Annotated in this window: 13 protein-coding genes; 9 read left to right on the top strand and 4 right to left on the bottom strand. The window is 65.5% G+C overall.

Annotation, left to right across the window (positions count from 1 at the left end):
• The first annotated feature begins 39 nt into the window (after nucleotides 1-39).
• From C4S71_RS14165 to clpA, 4 genes are all read left to right on the top strand, one after another.
• Nucleotides 40-2,277 (top strand): NADP-dependent isocitrate dehydrogenase, encoded by a 2,238-nt coding sequence (locus C4S71_RS14165; RefSeq protein ID WP_103969561.1) that lies wholly within the window; start codon nucleotides 40-42, stop codon nucleotides 2,275-2,277.
• A 141-nt stretch (nucleotides 2,278-2,418) separates the two neighbouring features.
• Nucleotides 2,419-3,675 carry an NADP-dependent isocitrate dehydrogenase gene (gene icd, locus C4S71_RS14160; RefSeq protein WP_010627814.1) on the top strand — a complete coding sequence of 419 codons (1,257 nt, stop codon included), beginning with the start codon at nucleotides 2,419-2,421 and terminating at the stop codon, nucleotides 3,673-3,675.
• Between the two features lie 137 nt (nucleotides 3,676-3,812).
• Complete coding sequence (gene clpS / locus C4S71_RS14155; protein WP_234239802.1) at nucleotides 3,813-4,196, top strand: ATP-dependent Clp protease adapter ClpS; 384 nt, start codon at nucleotides 3,813-3,815, stop codon at nucleotides 4,194-4,196.
• A gap of 143 nt (nucleotides 4,197-4,339) precedes the next feature.
• Nucleotides 4,340-6,616, top strand: a complete 2,277-nt coding sequence (gene clpA, locus C4S71_RS14150) for an ATP-dependent Clp protease ATP-binding subunit ClpA (protein WP_086510848.1) — start codon at nucleotides 4,340-4,342, stop codon at nucleotides 6,614-6,616.
• 90 nt (nucleotides 6,617-6,706) lie between these two features.
• Here the strand turns inward: clpA and infA are convergent, their stop codons facing one another.
• From infA to aat, 3 genes are all read right to left on the bottom strand, one after another.
• Nucleotides 6,707-6,925 carry a translation initiation factor IF-1 gene (gene infA, locus C4S71_RS14145; RefSeq protein ID WP_010627817.1) on the bottom strand — a complete coding sequence of 73 codons (219 nt, stop codon included), beginning with the start codon at nucleotides 6,923-6,925 and terminating at the stop codon, nucleotides 6,707-6,709.
• 169 nt (nucleotides 6,926-7,094) lie between these two features.
• Entirely contained in the window at nucleotides 7,095-7,844 is a 750-nt protein-coding gene (locus C4S71_RS14140; protein ID WP_086510826.1) for an arginyltransferase, read from the bottom strand.
• Between the two features lie 13 nt (nucleotides 7,845-7,857).
• Nucleotides 7,858-8,601: a leucyl/phenylalanyl-tRNA--protein transferase gene (gene aat, locus C4S71_RS14135; protein WP_103969560.1), complete on the bottom strand. Its 744-nt coding sequence runs from the start codon at nucleotides 8,599-8,601 to the stop codon at nucleotides 7,858-7,860.
• A gap of 204 nt (nucleotides 8,602-8,805) precedes the next feature.
• Between aat and C4S71_RS14130 the strand changes: the two genes are divergently transcribed.
• Both C4S71_RS14130 and lolA read left to right on the top strand, forming a co-directional pair.
• Nucleotides 8,806-11,898 (top strand): DNA translocase FtsK, encoded by a 3,093-nt coding sequence (locus tag C4S71_RS14130; RefSeq protein WP_235014453.1) that lies wholly within the window; start codon nucleotides 8,806-8,808, stop codon nucleotides 11,896-11,898.
• A 130-nt stretch (nucleotides 11,899-12,028) separates the two neighbouring features.
• The gene (lolA, locus tag C4S71_RS14125) at nucleotides 12,029-12,658 is read left to right on the top strand and encodes an outer membrane lipoprotein periplasmic chaperone LolA (protein ID WP_086510829.1); all 630 of its coding nucleotides are present in this window, start codon (nucleotides 12,029-12,031) and stop codon (nucleotides 12,656-12,658) included.
• Nucleotides 12,659-12,731: 73 nt separating this feature from the next.
• On the opposite strand, the gene C4S71_RS14120 is transcribed toward lolA, so the two are convergent.
• A complete protein-coding gene (locus tag C4S71_RS14120) occupies nucleotides 12,732-14,072 on the bottom strand; it encodes a replication-associated recombination protein A (RefSeq protein WP_103969559.1) in 1,341 nt (446 codons plus the stop codon).
• Between the two features lie 203 nt (nucleotides 14,073-14,275).
• Here C4S71_RS14120 and C4S71_RS14115 point away from each other — a divergent pair, with 203 nt between their 5' ends.
• The 3 genes from C4S71_RS14115 (at nucleotide 14,276) to trmA (ending at nucleotide 16,845) form a co-directional block, all read left to right on the top strand.
• Entirely contained in the window at nucleotides 14,276-14,821 is a 546-nt protein-coding gene (locus tag C4S71_RS14115) for a hemerythrin domain-containing protein (protein WP_086510849.1), read from the top strand.
• A 97-nt stretch (nucleotides 14,822-14,918) separates the two neighbouring features.
• Nucleotides 14,919-15,695, top strand: a complete 777-nt coding sequence (murI, locus tag C4S71_RS14110) for a glutamate racemase (protein WP_103969580.1) — start codon at nucleotides 14,919-14,921, stop codon at nucleotides 15,693-15,695.
• Between the two features lie 40 nt (nucleotides 15,696-15,735).
• Entirely contained in the window at nucleotides 15,736-16,845 is a 1,110-nt protein-coding gene (gene trmA, locus C4S71_RS14105) for a tRNA (uridine(54)-C5)-methyltransferase TrmA (protein ID WP_086510831.1), read from the top strand.
• The last annotated feature ends 5 nt before the right edge of the window (nucleotides 16,846-16,850 follow it).

The raw sequence follows: 16,850 nt of genomic DNA, 5'->3' as shown, positions 1-16,850 counted from the left end.
GTTATTGCCACCGCAGCGACCAGAGAGATCAAAGCCACCATGTCAAAAACGCCGAAGATTATCTATACGTTCACCGACGAAGCGCCTGCGTTGGCGACCTATTCATTGTTGCCGATCATCGACGCCTACACCGACGCCGCCGGTGTCGAGGTGGAAACCCGGGACATCTCCCTGGCGGCTCGCATTCTCTCCCAGTTTCCCGATTACCTGACCGCCGAGCAGCGCGTCGAGGACCACCTCGCCGAGCTGGGCGCCCTGGCCAAGACGCCGGAAGCCAACATCATCAAGCTGCCCAACATCAGTGCCTCCATGCCGCAGCTCAGGGCGGCCATCAAGGAGCTGCAGGGGCAGGGCTACAAGCTGCCGGAGTATCCGGACGAGCCGAAGAACGACGAAGAGAAAGAGATCAAGGCGCGCTACGACAAGGTCAAGGGCAGTGCCGTCAACCCGGTGCTGCGCGAGGGTAACTCCGACCGCCGCGCACCCAAGGCGGTCAAGGAGTATGCCCGCAAGTATCCGCACTCCATGGGCGAGTGGAGCCAGGCTTCGCGCACCCACGTATCGCACATGCACGGCGGCGACTTCTACCACGGCGAGAAGTCGATGACGCTGGACCGCGCCCGCAACGTGAAGATGGAGCTGATCACCAACAGCGGCGAGTCGCTGGTGCTCAAGCCCAAGGTCGCGCTGCTCGAAGGCGAGATCATCGACAGCATGTTCATGAGCAAGAAGGCGCTGTGCGAATTCTACGAGCGTGAGATCGAGGATGCGCGCAAGACCGGCGTGATGTTCTCCCTGCACGTCAAGGCGACCATGATGAAGGTCTCGCACCCGATCGTCTTCGGCCACTGCGTCAAGATCTTCTACAAGGATGCCTTCGAGAAGCACGGTGCGCTGTTCGAGGAGCTGGGGGTCGACGTCAACAACGGCATGGTGAACCTCTACGACAAGCTCGACACCCTGCCCGAATCCCAGCGTGAGGAGGTCATCCGCGACCTGCACGCCTGCCACGACCAGCGTCCCGAGCTGGCCATGGTGGATTCGGCCCGCGGCATCACCAACTTCCACTCGCCCAGCGACGTGATCGTCGATGCCTCCATGCCGGCCATGATCCGCGCCGGCGGCCAGATGTACGGTGCCGATGGCCGCATGAAGGACGTCAAGGCGGTGATCCCGGAGTCCACCTTCGCGCGCATCTACCAGGAGATGATCAACTTCTGCAAATGGCACGGCGCCTTCGATCCGGCCACCATGGGCACCGTGCCCAACGTCGGCCTGATGGCGCAGAAGGCGGAGGAGTACGGCTCCCACGACAAGACCTTCGAGGTGCCGGCTGACGGCGTCGCCAACATCACCGATCTGGAGACCGGCGAGGTGCTGCTGTCCCAGAACGTCGAGAAGGGCGATATCTGGCGGATGTGTCAGGTCAAGGACGAACCGATCCGCGACTGGGTCAAGCTGGCCGTGGAGCGCTGCCGCGATTCCGGCATGCCGGCGGTGTTCTGGCTCGACCCCTATCGCCCGCACGAGAACGAACTGATCAAGAAGGTCAAGACCTACCTCAAGGATCACGATACCAGCGGTCTCGACATCCAGATCATGTCCCAGGTCCGCGCCATGCGCTATACCCTGGAGCGCGTGATCCGTGGCCTCGACACCATCTCGGTGACCGGCAACATCCTGCGTGACTACCTCACCGACCTGTTCCCGATCATGGAGCTCGGCACCAGCGCCAAGATGCTCTCCATCGTGCCGCTGATGGCCGGTGGCGGCATGTTCGAGACCGGCGCCGGCGGCTCTGCGCCCAAGCACGTGCAGCAGCTGCTGGAGGAGAATCACCTGCGCTGGGACAGCCTCGGCGAGTTCCTGGCGTTGACCGCCTCGCTGGAGCATCTCGCCAAGCGCTTCGGCAACGAGCGTGCCGCGCTGCTGGCAGACGCGCTGGACAAGGCCATCGGTCAGTTCCTCGAGAACGACAAGTCGCCCTCGCGCAAGGTCGGTGAGCTGGACAACCGGGGCAGCCACTTCTATCTGGCCCTGTACTGGGCCCGGGCCCTGGCCGCCCAGGACGAGGACGCCGAACTCAAGTCGCTGTTCGCCCGCCTGGCCGAGACCCTGGAGGCCAACGAGGCGACCATTCTCGACGAGCTGAACAGCGTGCAGGGCCAGCCGGTCGACATCGGTGGCTACTACCATGCTGATCCGGCGCTGGCACAGGCGGTCATGCGTCCGAGCAAGACCTTGAACGAGGCCCTGGCGCTGGTGGCCAAGGGCTGATATCCCGCTAGCACCTTCCGGCTCTGCCCATCGACCCCCGTCCGCCATCCGCGGATGGGGGTCCTTAGGTCATATGGGCCGGTTGGGTCGACGATGCTATACTCCGCGCTCCACTGAACATACCAGACAGGGGAGTTCTCAATGGGGTATCAGAAAATTGTCGTCCCTGAAGGCGGCGAGAAGATTACCGTCAACGCCGACAACACCCTGAACGTACCGAACAATCCGATCATCCCGTTCATCGAGGGTGATGGCATTGGCGTCGACGTCACACCGGCGATGAAGATCGCCATCGACGCCGCCGTGCAGAAGGCCTACAACGGCGAGCGCAAGATCCACTGGATGGAAGTCTACGCCGGCGAGAAGGCCACTCAGGTCTACGATGCCGACACCTGGCTGCCGGAAGAGACCCTGGAGGCCGTCCAGGAGTACGTCGTCTCCATCAAGGGGCCGCTGACCACTCCCGTGGGCGGTGGCATCCGCTCGCTGAACGTGGCCCTGCGTCAGAAGCTCGACCTCTACGTCTGCCTGCGTCCGGTGCGCTGGTTCGAAGGCGTGCCGAGCCCGGTCAAGAAGCCCGCCGACGTCGACATGGTGATCTTCCGCGAGAACTCCGAGGACATCTACGCCGGCATCGAGTGGAAGGCCGGCACCCCGGAAGCCGACAAGGTGATCAAGTTCCTGCGCGAGGAGATGGGTGTCACCAACATTCGTTTCCCCGAGAACTGCGGCATCGGCGTCAAGCCCGTCTCCGAGGAGGGTACCAAGCGTCTGGTGCGTCAGGCTCTGCAGTACACCGTTGACAACGACCGTGAGTCGCTGACCCTGGTGCACAAGGGCAACATCATGAAGTTCACCGAGGGTTCCTTCAAGGACTGGGGCTACGAGGTTGCCAAGCAGGAGTTCGGTGCCGAGCTGCTCGATGGCGGTCCGTGGATGCAGTTCAAGAACCCCAAGACCGGCAAGAACATCGTGGTCAAGGACGTCATTGCCGACGCCATGCTGCAGCAGATCCTGCTGCGTCCGGCCGAGTACGATGTCATCGCCACCCTGAACCTCAACGGCGACTACCTCTCCGACGCCCTGGCGGCGGAAGTGGGCGGCATCGGCATCGCGCCGGGCGCCAACCTGGCCGACGCCGTGGCCATGTTCGAGGCCACCCACGGCACGGCGCCGAAGTACGCCGGTCAGGACAAGGTCAACCCCGGTTCGGTGATCCTCTCCGCCGAGATGATGCTGCGCCACATGGGTTGGGTAGAGGCCGCCGATCTGGTGCTCAAGGGCATGGAGAAGGCCATTGCCAAGGGCGAGGTCACCTATGACTTCCATCGCCTGATGGACAATGCCAAGCTGCTCAAGTGTTCCGAGTTCGGCCAGGCGGTCGCGGACAACATGTAAGCGGCTCGTCGACCCACCGGGCCCCCGTCCGCCTGGCGGACGGGGGCCTTTTGCGTATCAACCTGAACCCTGCCGGTCTGTTCTCGTCTAATCTGAGATGCCAGATGACCGGCTTGTCGAGATGGTGTGTGGCTTTTATGTTCGAGATTGATGACCCGAGCGCATGGGAGTCGGTCGGCGTCGTGGCAGGCATGACGCGACCGCCGCGTCCCGAAGAGCAGGACGACGGCGACCTGGCCGTGCAGCCTGCCGACCCCGAGGTGGCGCGTCCGCCGATGTACAAGGTAGTGCTGCACAACGACGACTACACCCCCATGGAGTTCGTGGTGGAGGTGCTGCAGAGCTTCTTCCACATGGACAGCGAGACCGCCGTGCAGGTGATGCTCACGGTGCATACCCAAGGCAAGGCGACCTGCGGCATATTTACCCGCGACATCGCGGAAACCAAAAGCCATCAGGTCAATCAATATGCAAGAGAGTGTCAGCACCCGCTGCTCAGCGACATCGAGGCGGCGGACTGACCACTCCCGGCCTGCTCGAGACGGGACAGGAATGGCAGTCGTTGAGTGAAGAGACTTGCAACGGCAGCGTTTGTGCCCGATGTTGAAGGTGCCGGACCACGAAAGATCCGATGCAAGCCCTAAGCGGCGAGAAGGGGACTGCCATGCTGAGCAAAGAACTTGAACTGACCCTGAACACGGCATTTACCGTGGCCCGCTCCAAGCGCCACGAGTTCATGACCGTGGAGCACCTGCTGCTGGCGCTGCTCGACAATGCCTCGGCGGCAGACGTGCTGCGAGCCTGTGGGGCCAACCTCGACAAGTTGCGGTCCGACCTGCAGGATTTCATCAACTCCACCACCCCGCTGATTCCCGAGGACCAGAGCGACCGCGAGACCCAGCCGACCCTGGGCTTTCAACGCGTGCTGCAGCGTGCCGTGTTTCACGTGCAGTCCTCAGGCAAGAGCGAAGTGACCGGGGCCAACGTACTGGTGGCCATCTTCTCCGAGCAGGAGAGCCAGGCGGTCTACTTCCTCAAGCAGCAGAACGTGGCCCGGGTCGATGCGGTGAATTACATCGCCCACGGCATTTCCAAGGTAGCGGGACACGGCCAGAATCCTTCGTCTTCGCCCAGCGATAGCGAAGAGGCCGAAGAGGGTGGCGGCGAGACCAGCGCCAACCCCTTGACCGGCTACGCCACCAACCTCAACGAGCAGGCGCGGATGGGCAAGATCGATCCGCTCATCGGGCGTGAGCACGAGCTCGAACGGGTGATCCAGATTCTCGCCCGGCGGCGCAAGAACAACCCGCTGCTGGTGGGCGAGGCCGGCGTGGGCAAGACCGCCATCGCCGAGGGTCTGGCCAAGCGCATTGTCGAAGAGGACGTGCCCGAGGTCATCGGCGACGCCGTGGTCTACGCCCTCGACATGGGTGCCTTGCTGGCCGGCACCAAGTACCGCGGCGACTTCGAGAAGCGTCTGAAGAGCTTGCTTGCTGAGCTCAAGAAGCAGCCCAACTCGATCCTCTTCATCGATGAGATCCACACCGTGATCGGTGCCGGGGCGGCGTCCGGTGGCGTGATGGACGCCTCCAATCTGCTCAAGCCGCTGCTCTCCTCGGGTGAGCTGCGCTGCATCGGCTCCACCACCTTCCAGGAGTTCCGCGGCATCTTCGAGAAGGATCGGGCGCTGGCACGTCGTTTCCAGAAGGTCGACGTCATGGCCCCCTCGGTGGACGACACCATCCGCATCCTCAAGGGGCTGCGCTCGCGCTTCGAGGAGCACCATCGGCTCAAGTACACCGATGCGGCGCTGGAGAGTGCGGCGCGCCTGGCGGACCGCTACATCAACGACCGCCATCTGCCCGACAAGGCCATCGACGTGATCGACGAGGCCGGTGCCCACCAGCGCCTGCTGCCGCCCGAGGTGCGGGTCGATACCATCGACGTGGATCAGGTCGAGGCGGTGGTGGCGTCGATTGCACGGATTCCGCCCAAGAGCGTGTCCAGCTCCGATCGCAAGCTGCTCGAGAACCTGGATCGCGACCTGAAGATGCTGGTGTTCGGTCAGGACGAGGCCATCGACAGCCTCTCTGCCGCCATCAAACTGTCGCGGGCCGGTCTCAAGTCCCCCGACAAGCCGGTGGGCAGCTTCCTCTTCGCCGGCCCCACCGGGGTGGGCAAGACCGAAGTGGCGCGTCAGCTGGCGCGGATCATGGGCATCGAGCTGGTGCGTTTCGACATGTCGGAGTACATGGAGCGCCACACCGTGTCGCGGCTGATCGGTGCCCCTCCGGGCTACGTCGGCTACGACCAGGGTGGGTTGCTCACCGAGGCGATCACCAAGCAGCCGCACTGCGTGCTGTTGCTCGACGAGATCGAGAAGGCGCACCCGGAAGTCTTCAACCTGCTGCTGCAGGTGATGGACCACGGCCGGCTCACCGACAACAACGGGCGCGAGGCGGACTTCCGCCATGTGATCGTGATCATGACCTCGAACGCCGGTGCCGAGCAGCAGGCTCGCCGCTCCATCGGCTTCCAGCACCAGGATCACTCCACCGACGCCATGGAGGTGATTCGCAAGACCTTCTCGCCGGAGTTCCGTAACCGCCTGGACGGCATCATCCAGTTCCACTCTCTGCCCACCTCAGTGGTGCGCAGCGTGGTGGACAAGTTCCTGGTGGAGCTGCAGGCGCAGCTCGACGAGAAGCGGGTACAGCTGGATGTGGACATCGCCGCACGGGACTGGCTGGCCGAGAAGGGCTACGACCCCAGCATGGGCGCAAGGCCCATGGCGAGGCTGATCCAGGAGAAACTCAAGAAGCCGCTGGCGGAGCTGATCCTGTTCGGGGAGCTATCCGAACACGGTGGAGTGGTTCACGTCACGGTGGAGGATGGCGAACTGCACCTCTCCACGGAGTCGGAAATGGCCGACGCGCCCTGAGTCCAGGGTGGCTCGACCTCGCACAGCGCCCTGTCTTCGGACGGGGCGTTGTCGTATCGAGGGCGTCGTCGCTGCCAGGCCCGCGTTCGCTCAGCGTGAGCGATAGACGATGCGGCCCTTGGTCAGGTCGTAGGGGGTCAGCTCGACCTTGACCTTGTCGCCGGTGAGAATGCGGATGTAGTTCTTGCGCATCTTGCCCGAGATGTGGGCGGTCACGACGTGGCCGTTTTCCAGCTCGACGCGAAAGGTGGTGTTGGGAAGGGTATCGACGACGACGCCTTCCATTTCGATATGGTCTTCACGTGCCATATAGGCGGTTCCTCGCTGATGACATGGGTCTGTATGCTTCGTGGCAGCCCTGGGCCCCGGGCGTTGCGGCTGCCGTACGACAGGCGCCGGGCACACCGAACGGCGCGCCCGTCCCTAGGATAGCGCGATATTGTGCCGCAAGCCGGGCGTCAAGGCAAAGCGGGCCGTGTCAGGGTGAGGTCGAGATGGGTAGCAGGCGCCGCCAGTGCCGCCCTTCCAGCGCCTCCAGCGGACGGTAGGCCTCCTTGTAGGCCATCTTGCGGCACTGGCGGATCCAGTAGCCCAGATAGACGTGGGGCAAGCCCTCGCGGTAGGCCAGGTTCAACAGGCTCAGCACGGCGAAGGTACCGAGCGAGCGCCGGTCGTAGTCCGGGTCCGGGTCGAAGAAGGTGTAGATGGCGGAGAGGCCGTGCTCCAGGCGGTCGAAGGCCGACACGGCGATCAAGCGTTCGTCCAGACGGAACTCGAGCAGCCGAGAGTAAGGCTCGTCGAGGGTCAGGAAGGTACGGTACTGCTCGCGACTGGGGGGGAACATGTCGCCGTCCCAGTGGCGTACCTGGATGTAGCGCTCGTAGAGCGCATAGTGCTCGGCGTCGAACAGCGCCGGTCGTTCGATCAGCGTCAAGTCCCCGTTGCGCCTGGCGACCCGCCGCTGGCTGCGGCTGGGCTGGAAGTCGTCGACCGGTATGCGTACCGAGACGCAGGCGCTGCATCCCTCGCAGTGAGGGCGGTAGAGGTGCCGTCCGCTGCGGCGAAAGCCGAGCAGGGCTAGAGAATCGTAGATTCCCTGCCCATGCGACTCCTGGGGGTCGAGAAACAAGGTCGTGGCTTCATGACCCTCCAGATAGCTGCAGGCGTGCGGTACGGTCAGGAAGAAGCGCAGATCCCTTATCGGATGACGAGGCGCATTGCTGCTCACGGGGGTCGCCTCCTTAAGTGAGTGCCGTCAGGGGTTCGACGCGGGATGGGCCATCGGGTAGCCCCCAGCAGGGTAGGGGATATTGGCTATCCTTATGTTCCGGCGTCGCCAGACATGATTCAAGATAGTTGATGAACTCGGTGCGGGCGATGTCCCGTGCGCCCAGGCTGGCGAGGTGGCGGGTGTGCATCTGGCAGTCGATCAGACGTCCGCCGCCGGCGCGCATGGCGCGGACCAGATGCACGAGGGCGACCTTCGAGGCGTCGCTGGCGCGCGAGAACATCGACTCGCCGAAGAACACCGGTCCCATAGCCACGCCGTAGAGTCCGCCGACCAATTCGGCTCCGCGCCACACCTCCACCGAGCGGGCATAGCCGAGGCGATGCAGCGTCACGTAGGCGGCATGCATCTCCTCGGTGATCCAGGTGCCCGGCTGGCCTTTGCGGGGCGCGGCGCAGGCCCTGACGACGGTCTCGAAGGCCCGATCGAAGGTGACCAGCAGGCCGCCGTTGCGCAGCCGCTTGCCCAGGCTGCGAGCGATGCGCAGTTCATCGGGGAACAGCACCATGCGCGGGTTGGGACACCACCACAGAATGGGCTGGTCGTCGCTGTACCAGGGAAAGATGCCGTGCCGGTAGGCCGCCAGCAGCCATTCGGGCGTGAGTTCACCGCCCGCTGCCAGCAAGCCTTCCGGGTCACGCAACGCGTGCGAAACGGGAGGAAAGCGCACGGGTCGCGCGGGAAGCCAGGACAGCATCGAAGGGCGCTCCTCGTCAGCAGGAATACCTCTAGTCTGACGCCGCAGCCGATTTGGCTCAAGCGACCTGCGTGACCACTGTGCCGAGGCCTGTACTCCCGGTATGATGGCGGCTGAATTCAATCTGCTTCATGCAAGTCGAGACAGGCACCGTTGCCGTAACGGTGCGAGGGGGTTGGCGAGTTGAGTGCAAAGGAAAAGGGCGTGCCGCGGCGCGCAACGGAAGAGAGCCCCCAGCAGCCGACCACACGCCTGGCAATCCACCTGCAGGGCGTGGCCCGGGAAGGGGCGATCATTCTTCTGCTGGCGGCCTGCGTGTTCCTGCTGCTGGCGCTGTTCAGCTATGAGGCCGCGGATCCCGGCTGGTCGCATCGCGGCCCTGAAACCGAGGTCGACAACTGGATGGGGCCTTTCGGGGCCTGGCTGGCCGATGTTTTGTATTCACTGTTCGGTGCCAGCGCGCTGTGGTGGCCGGGCATGCTGGGCTTTGCCGGCTGGTGGCTGATTCGCCACCGCCGTGTGCAGATCGAATGGGACGCCACGGCCGTTGCCGTGCGCCTGGGCGGCCTGGTGCTGCTGCTGCTGGGCACCACCACGCTGGGGGCGCTGCATTTCTACAGCCCGAACAGCATGCTGCCCTATGCCTCGGGAGGCATTCTGGGCGAGGGGCTGGTGGGCGCCTTGGTGCCCCTGGTCGACTCGGGCGGCACCGGCCTGCTGGCCGTGGCGGCCATGCTGTGCGGCTTTCCGCTCTTCACCGGGTTCTCCTGGTTGATGGTGATGGATGAGCTCGGCTATCGCTTCCTGCGCCTGTGGCGCTGGGCGGCTTCGCCATTCGGCCTGGTGCGCGAGCGGCATGAACCGCACTGGCGCGAGGACGATGACCAGGACCAGAACGAGGCGGAGCACGATGCCCAGGCGACAGCCGAACCGGCGCCTCGGCGTTGGCGGTTCTGGCAGCGTCGCCGCGCCGGAGCCGATGCCGAGGTGCCGTCGCTGCGTGAGCCGGGGCTCGAACCCACCTTCGGCGACGACGGCGATACCGACATTCCCTGGGACGTGCCCGAGCGTACGCCTTCGGCGAAGCGCCCGGATGCCGCCTACACGGCCCGCCGCGACGAGGTGGCCGCCGGGCCTCGGCCTGCTGCGGCCACCGGGGCTGCGACGGCGGCCGCCGGGCCGCTTGCCGCGGCTGCGCTCAAGGCCAGCCGCGACGATGAACCGCTGCCGGCTGCCGCCATGCCGCTACGCGCAACCGACGACGTGCCATCGCCGGCAGCCAAGGCCGCGCCGCCCGGCTTTCAGCCGCCCGACCCCGAGACGGCACCTTCCGCGGCGGAGCCTGCAGCCACCGAACCTGCTTCGCCACGCGAAGAAGCGCGGCGCGAGCCCGGGCTCGGCGATCTGCAGCCGGAAGAGCCGAGCGATGCGTACGAGCCGCGGCTCAACTGGAACGATATCGGCGGCGACGAGTACGAGGACGACGGCGATCTCGACGATGGCCAGGCGGACAAGGCGCCATCGGCTCAGACGCTCAGCGCCACGGAGCGTCCCTCTGCCTACAGCGATCAGGCCGAAGGGCTGAGGGCCTGGCGTGAGTCGGCCGAACGGGCGTCCGACAGCGACGGGGTGCCGTCGGTTGACGACCAGGACGAGGGCGAGAGCGGCGGCAGAATCGCCACTGCCGAACAGGCGCGCGCCGCAGCGGCGGAGCCCGACGGCCCCACGCTGTGGACGGTGGAGCACCTGCAGAGCCAGCGGCCCACTCTCGACGACATGCCGGAGCCGGACGGCGAGCTGCCCAGCCTGCGCCTGCTCACCCCGCCGGAGCCGCACCAGCAGAACTACACCGAGCAGCAGCTGACCGACATGGCCGAACTGCTCGAGACGCGGCTGCGTGAGTATGGCGTCAAGGCCGAGGTGGTGCACACCTGGCCGGGGCCGGTGATCACCCGCTTCGAGATCAAGCCTGCCGCCGGCGTGAAGGTGTCGAAGATCAGCAACCTGGCCAAGGACCTGGCGCGCTCGCTGATGGTCAAGAGCGTGCGGGTGGTGGAGGTGATTCCCGGTCGGCCCACGGTGGGTATCGAGATTCCCAACCCGCACCGGGCGATGATCCGCCTGCGCGAGGTGATCGACTCCGACCGCTACCAGCAGGAGGCCTCGGCGCTGACCCTGGCGCTGGGTCAGGACATCGGCGGCGGCCCGGTGGTGGCCAACCTGGGCAAGATGCCACACCTGCTGGTGGCCGGTACCACCGGCTCGGGCAAGTCGGTGGGCGTCAACGCCATGCTCATCTCGATGCTGCTCAAGGCCACGCCCGCGGAACTGCGCCTGATCATGGTCGACCCAAAGATGCTGGAGCTTTCCGTCTACGACGGCATCCCGCACCTGCTGGCCCCGGTGGTCACCGACATGAAGGAGGCTGCCAACGCGCTGCGCTGGTGCGTGGCCGAGATGGAGCGGCGCTACAAGCTGATGGCAGCCATGGGCGTGCGCAACATCGCCGGCTTCAACGGCAAGCTCGACGAAGCCGAGCGTGCCGGTGCCCAGGTGGCCGACCCGCTGTGGGAGCCGCAGCCCTGGGAGATGCACGAGCCGCCCCCGGTGCTCGAGAAGCTGCCCTACATCGTGGTGGTGATCGACGAATTCGCCGACATGTTCATGATCGTCGGCAAGAAGGTCGAGGAGCTGATCGCGCGTCTGGCGCAGAAGGCCCGTGCTGCCGGTATCCATCTGATCCTGGCCACCCAGCGCCCCTCGGTAGACGTGGTCACCGGCCTGATCAAGGCCAACATTCCCACGCGCATGGCGTTCCAGGTGTCGTCCAAGGTCGACTCACGCACCATTCTCGACCAGGGCGGGGCCGAGAACCTGCTGGGCCACGGTGACATGCTCTACCTGCCGGCGGGTTCAGGGCTGCCGACCCGGGTGCACGGCGCCTTCGTCGACGATGACGAGGTGCACCGTGTGGTCGAGGACTGGAAGCGTCGCGGCGAGCCCGAGTACATCGACGAGATTCTCGCCGGCGGGGTCTCGGCGGATGCCCTGACCGGGCTCGAAGCCGATGCCGGCGAGGGTGGCGGCGATGCCGAGCAGGACGCGCTCTACGACGAAGCGGTGCAGTTCGTCACCGAGAGTCGCCGCGCCTCCATCTCGGCGGTGCAGCGGCGCTTCAAGATCGGCTACAACCGCGCCGCGCGCCTGGTGGAAGCCATGGAAGCGGCCGGCGTGGTCTCCTCGATGGGCACCAACGGCGGTCGCGAGGTGCTGGCGCCGCCGCCGGTAGGCAATTGATTACCGTCGGTGACAGGCGACAGCCTCAACCTTGCATAAATCATGAAAGCGTCGGCGGTGATGCAACCCGCCGACGCGCAGCGGGTCCGAGTGACAGGATCCATTCAGGACCCGCCCAGGGAGAGAGACGATGAGTGTGAAGAAGACCCTAACTGCACTGGCCCTTACCCTCGTCATGCCGGCCGCCGCCTTGGCCAGCGAAGGTGCCGACCGGTTGACCAGCCTGCTGGAGCCGCTGGAAACCCTCGAGGCGCGCTTCGAGCAGCTGATCCTCGACGGCAGCGGCGAGCGTCTGCAGCAGGCCAACGGCCAGATGTGGTTGTCGCGCCCCGGCAAGTTCCGCTGGGAGGTTGCGGCACCCTATCAGCAGGAGGTGATCTCCGACGGCAGCGAGGTCTATCTCTACGATCCCGACCTGGAGCAGGTCACCGTGCAGGCGCTCGACCAGCGGGTGACCCATACCCCGGCGTTGCTGCTGTCGGGTAGCGCCCGCGAACTGACCGAGAGCTACGAGGTCACGCGCCATCAGGAGGGCGGTGGCGAGAGCTTCCGTCTGGTGCCGAGGTCGCCGGACACCCTGTTCGAAGAGCTGCAGATGACCTTCCGCGGCGAGCAGCTGGCGGCCCTGCAGATGATCGACAGCACCGGCCAGGAGACCGTCATCGAGTTCAGCGACGTGCGCACCAACCACGCCATCGACGACCGCCGCTTCGCGTTCCAGATCCCCGAAGGGGCCGACGTGATCCGCGACACCCACTGATACGCCAGCAGAACGCAAAGTGCCGCCCTCGAGGCGGCACTTTCATTTCCGGCCGTCTTTTCGGCTCGCCTTGCTACTCGTCGGGGTTTTCGTCGGCCCGGGCATCCAGCTCGGCGCGCCAGGCCATCAGCTGGGCGTAGCGCTTCTCCTGGCCGTGTTCGCTGGGCTGGTAGAAGGCCTCGGGTGGCACGTCCTCGGGCCAGCAGTCGTGCCGACTGCCCGCCGGGTAGCCTTCCGGCTCGTTGTGGGCGTAGCGATAGCCGTGGCCGTGGCCCAGCGACTCCATCAGCTTGGTCGGGGCGTTGCGTAGGTAGGTGGGCACCTCCAGCCGCGGTTGAGCCGCCACGAAGGCCTTGGCACGCTTCCAGGCCTGGTCGATGGCGTTGCTCTTGGGCGCAATGGAGAGGTGAATGGCGGCGTGAGCGATGGCGCGCTGGCCCTCGTAGTCGCCCAGGCGCAGGTAGGCATCCCAGGCCGCCATCACCAGCGGCAGCGCGCGAGGGTCGGCGTTGCCCACGTCCTCCGAGGCAATCGCCGCCAGACGGCGGATCACGTCGAGCGGGTCGCCGCCGCCCTGGATGAAACGGGCGATGTAGAGCAGTGCGGCGTCCTGGCGCGAGGAGCGCACCGACTTGTGGATCGCCGAGAGCAGGTCGTAGTAGTAATCGCCCTGCTTGTCGAAGGCGCTGGCCTGGTGGCCTAGTGCGGCATTCAGGGCCTCGCGGGGCAGGCGTTCGCCGTCGCCCTCGGCGACGGTGAAGTCGCAGGCGGTCTCCAGCATGCCCAGAGCGCGGCGGGCGTCGCCGGCCGCGGCGCGGGCCAGCATGCCGAGCACTTCGTCATCCACGGCGATGCGGCGCTGGCCCAGGCCGCGCTCAGTGTCGTTCAGGGCGCGTCGCATCACTTCCGTGAGCTCTTCTTCGTCGAGCGCAGTGAGCACATGCACGCGGGCCCGGGAGAGCAGGGCGGAGTTGACCTCGAACGAGGGGTTCTCGGTGGTGGCGCCGATCAACGTGAGCAGGCCCGACTCCACGTGGGGCAGCAGGGCGTCCTGCTGGCTCTTGTTGAGCCGATGGATCTCGTCGAGAAAGAGCAGGGTGGGGCGGCCCTGGCCCTGCATGGCGCGCGCGCGATCCACCGCGGCGCGGATCTCCTTGACGCCCGCCATCACCGCGGAGAGCCGCTCCAGGTGGGCGCCGGAGTGTTCGGCCAGGATCTCGGCCAGGGTGGTCTTGCCGGTGCCGGGAGGCCCCCACAGGATCATCGAGCGCACGATGCCCGTCTCGGCCATGCGCCGCAGCGGCTTGCCCGGACCCACCAGGGCCTGCTGGCCCACGTAGTCGTCGAGGCGGCGCGGGCGCATGCGATAGGCCAGAGGGGCGGAATCGTCAGACGCCTGACCGAAAAGGTCCATGGCATACTCCTTGGTGCTTGCAAATTCGACCTTGGGCGATGTGCGGGATCGGCATAAAGGGTCTAGGGTGATACAGCATCCCGCTTTTGCCCCGTGTCTCGTTGGCGACAAGACCGTATCTCGATGGCGACGAGACTGAACCTGCTTCCGTCCCGCGACTCCAACACTATACGCTCATCGTTAGAGGAGGCCTCGACATGCCCATGCTGACCCAACTGCGTCAGGATCATGCCAATATGGCGCGCATGTTGCACGTCCTTCAGCTCAAACAGAAGTCCCTTGCTGTCGGTGAACGGCCCAACTTCAAGCTGGTCCGCGAAGTCGTCGATTACATTCTCGACTACATGGAAGAGTTCACCGTTCCCCTGGAGCGCGTTTGCTCGGAGCGGCTTCAGGCCCTGGCGCCCGAAACCCAGGAGTTAACCGAGCGCCTCTCCAGCGACTATCAGGCGTTGCGCAAGCGCCTCAATCGGCTATCCGGCGATATCGACATGATTCTGATGGATGCGGTCATTCCGATGGACCGTTTTGCCGACGATCTCAAGGCCTACCTCGACGCGCACCGTACCTATCTGCGCGATGAGCGTGAGCTGCTGTTCCCGCTGATTCGCCAACACTTCGACGATCGCGATCTGGAGCTGCTGGCCCAGGCGTTGCCGGAAGGCGCGGCGGCCAAGCTGGAGCGGCTGCAGGAAGCCTATCCCGAGCTCTACGCCGAACTGCGCGAGACCGAGGAACCGGCAGCCTGACGTCAGGCGGCGAAACGAGGGCTTCAGCTCGTTCGGCATGCTGCTAGAATAGTGCTCTTTGCAGCAGCCGAGCGATTTCAATGCGCGTCGTTTCGCCATGTCTGGCCCGATACTGATCTTCGATTCCGGCGTCGGCGGCCTGTCGGTGGTGCCGCCATTGCGGCACCACCTGCCTGGTGCCGCCCTGGTCTACGCCTGCGACAACGCCATGCTGCCTTACGGCATCCGCCCCGATGAGTGGCTGGTGGAGCGGATCCTGGCCGTGTGCAAGGCCGCCGTGGCGGCGAGCGAATGCTCCGTCCTGGTCGTCGCCTGCAACACGGCCAGCACCCTGGCGCTGGATGCGCTGCGCGAACACCTGACGATTCCGGTGGTGGGAACCGTGCCGGCGATCAAACCCGCTGCTGCCCAGAGCCGCAGCCGGCACCTCGGCTTGTTGGCCACCAGCGCTACCGTGGCGCGTCCCTATACCGATCGGCTGATCGCGACCTTTGCCGCCGACTGTCGCGTCACCCGGGTCGCCGCCGACCCGCTGGTACGCGAGGCCGAACGCTTCCTGGCCGGCGAAGCGCCGGATCAGGCGGTCATCGATGCCGTGACGGCGCCACTGTGGGAGGCCGCCGATCTCGATACCGTCGTGCTCGGCTGCACCCACTTTCCGCTGCTCGGCGAGCGCATCGTGGCCGCCGCCCCCAGGCCGGTGCAACTGGTCGACTCCGGCGAGGCCATCGCACGGCGAACCGCCCAGGTATCGCAGGAACTCGAGATCGTGAACGGACACGACGAGAGCCTGGCGACGGCGCCGGATGCCCGCCTGGCCCTTGCCGTGGGCACCTTCGGTTTCGACGAGCCGCGTCTGCTCATCGTCGGCTGAATCGCCTTTCCCTTTCACCCCGAACACGTCAGGAGATGCCGTGTCCATTCCCGTTGTCGATCCCGAACGCTACGACCAGCAGCTGGCGGCCAAGCGTGAGCGCATCAGCCGGCAGTTCGAGCGCTTCTCGCCGCCCTTGCTGGAGGTCTTTGCCTCGCCGCCGAGCCATTATCGGCAGCGCTGCGAATTCCGTCTGTGGCACGAGGGCGACGACCTGTTCTTCGCCATGTTCGAGGTCGACCCGAACGATCCCAAGCACAAACGGGTGATCCGTCTGGACGACTATCCCGTCGCCAGCGGGCGCATCAACGAGCTGATGCCGCGTCTGCGCGAGGCGCTGCTGGCAAGCGACGTGCTGCGCCGACGGCTGTTCCAGGTCGAGTTCCTGACCACGCTTTCCGGCGAGGCGCTGGTCACCCTGATCTACCATCGCCCGCTGGACGAGGCCTGGGAGAGCGAGGCACGGCGGTTGCAGCAGGCGCTCGACATCCTGATCATCGGCCGCTCGCGCAAGCAGCGCCTGGTGCTCGAGCGCGACCATGTCTGGGAGCGGCTGGAGGTGGAAGGGCGCACCTTCCATTACCAGCAGGTGGAGAACAGCTTCACCCAGCCCAATGCCGAGGTCAGCCGGGCCATGCTGACCTGGGCCCGGGACGTGACCCGGGGCAGCCAGTCGAGCGACCTGGTGGAGCTCTACTGCGGCAACGGCAACTTCACGGTGGCGCTGGCCGAGAACTTTCGTCGAGTGCTGGCCACCGAGATCTCGCGTACCTCCGTTGCCAGCGCGCAGCAGAACCTGGCGGCCAACGGTATCGACAATGCCGTGGTGGGGCGCATGTCGGCGGAGGAGTTCGCCGCTGCGCTGAAGGGCGATAAGGGCGGGCGTCGCGTGACCGAGATGGCGCTGGCGGAGTACGACTTTTCCACCGTGCTGGTGGATCCGCCCCGTGCCGGCCTCGACGAGGCCAGCTGTCGGCAACTGAGCGAATATTCGCGAGTCGTCTATATTTCATGCAACCCGGATACGTTGGAGCAGAACCTGGAGTCGCTGAGCCGCACGCATCGGATTGCCCGTTTCGCACTGTTCGATCAGTTCCCCTGGACCCATCACTGTGAATGCGGTGTGCTGCTGGAAAGACACGTCGCTTGATTTTC

Origin of the sequence: Billgrantia desiderata (assembly GCF_900108215.1) — a bacterium.
Lineage (GTDB): Bacteria > Pseudomonadota > Gammaproteobacteria > Pseudomonadales > Halomonadaceae > Halomonas > Halomonas desiderata.
This window is presented reverse-complemented; position numbering and strand designations above follow the sequence as displayed.

Coding starts and splice junctions, on each gene's coding strand:
- clpA (WP_086510848.1), top strand. CDS start 4,340: ATGCTGAGCAAAGAACTTGAACTGACCCTGAACACGGCATTTACCGTG.
- clpS (WP_234239802.1), top strand. CDS start 3,813: ATGTTCGAGATTGATGACCCGAGCGCATGGGAGTCGGTCGGCGTCGTG.
- C4S71_RS14165 (WP_103969561.1), top strand. CDS start 40: ATGTCAAAAACGCCGAAGATTATCTATACGTTCACCGACGAAGCGCCT.
- C4S71_RS14120 (WP_103969559.1), bottom strand. CDS start 14,072: ATGGACCTTTTCGGTCAGGCGTCTGACGATTCCGCCCCTCTGGCCTAT.
- infA (WP_010627817.1), bottom strand. CDS start 6,925: ATGGCACGTGAAGACCATATCGAAATGGAAGGCGTCGTCGTCGATACC.
- icd (WP_010627814.1), top strand. CDS start 2,419: ATGGGGTATCAGAAAATTGTCGTCCCTGAAGGCGGCGAGAAGATTACC.
- C4S71_RS14115 (WP_086510849.1), top strand. CDS start 14,276: ATGCTGACCCAACTGCGTCAGGATCATGCCAATATGGCGCGCATGTTG.
- murI (WP_103969580.1), top strand. CDS start 14,919: ATGTCTGGCCCGATACTGATCTTCGATTCCGGCGTCGGCGGCCTGTCG.
- aat (WP_103969560.1), bottom strand. CDS start 8,601: ATGCTGTCCTGGCTTCCCGCGCGACCCGTGCGCTTTCCTCCCGTTTCG.
- lolA (WP_086510829.1), top strand. CDS start 12,029: ATGAGTGTGAAGAAGACCCTAACTGCACTGGCCCTTACCCTCGTCATG.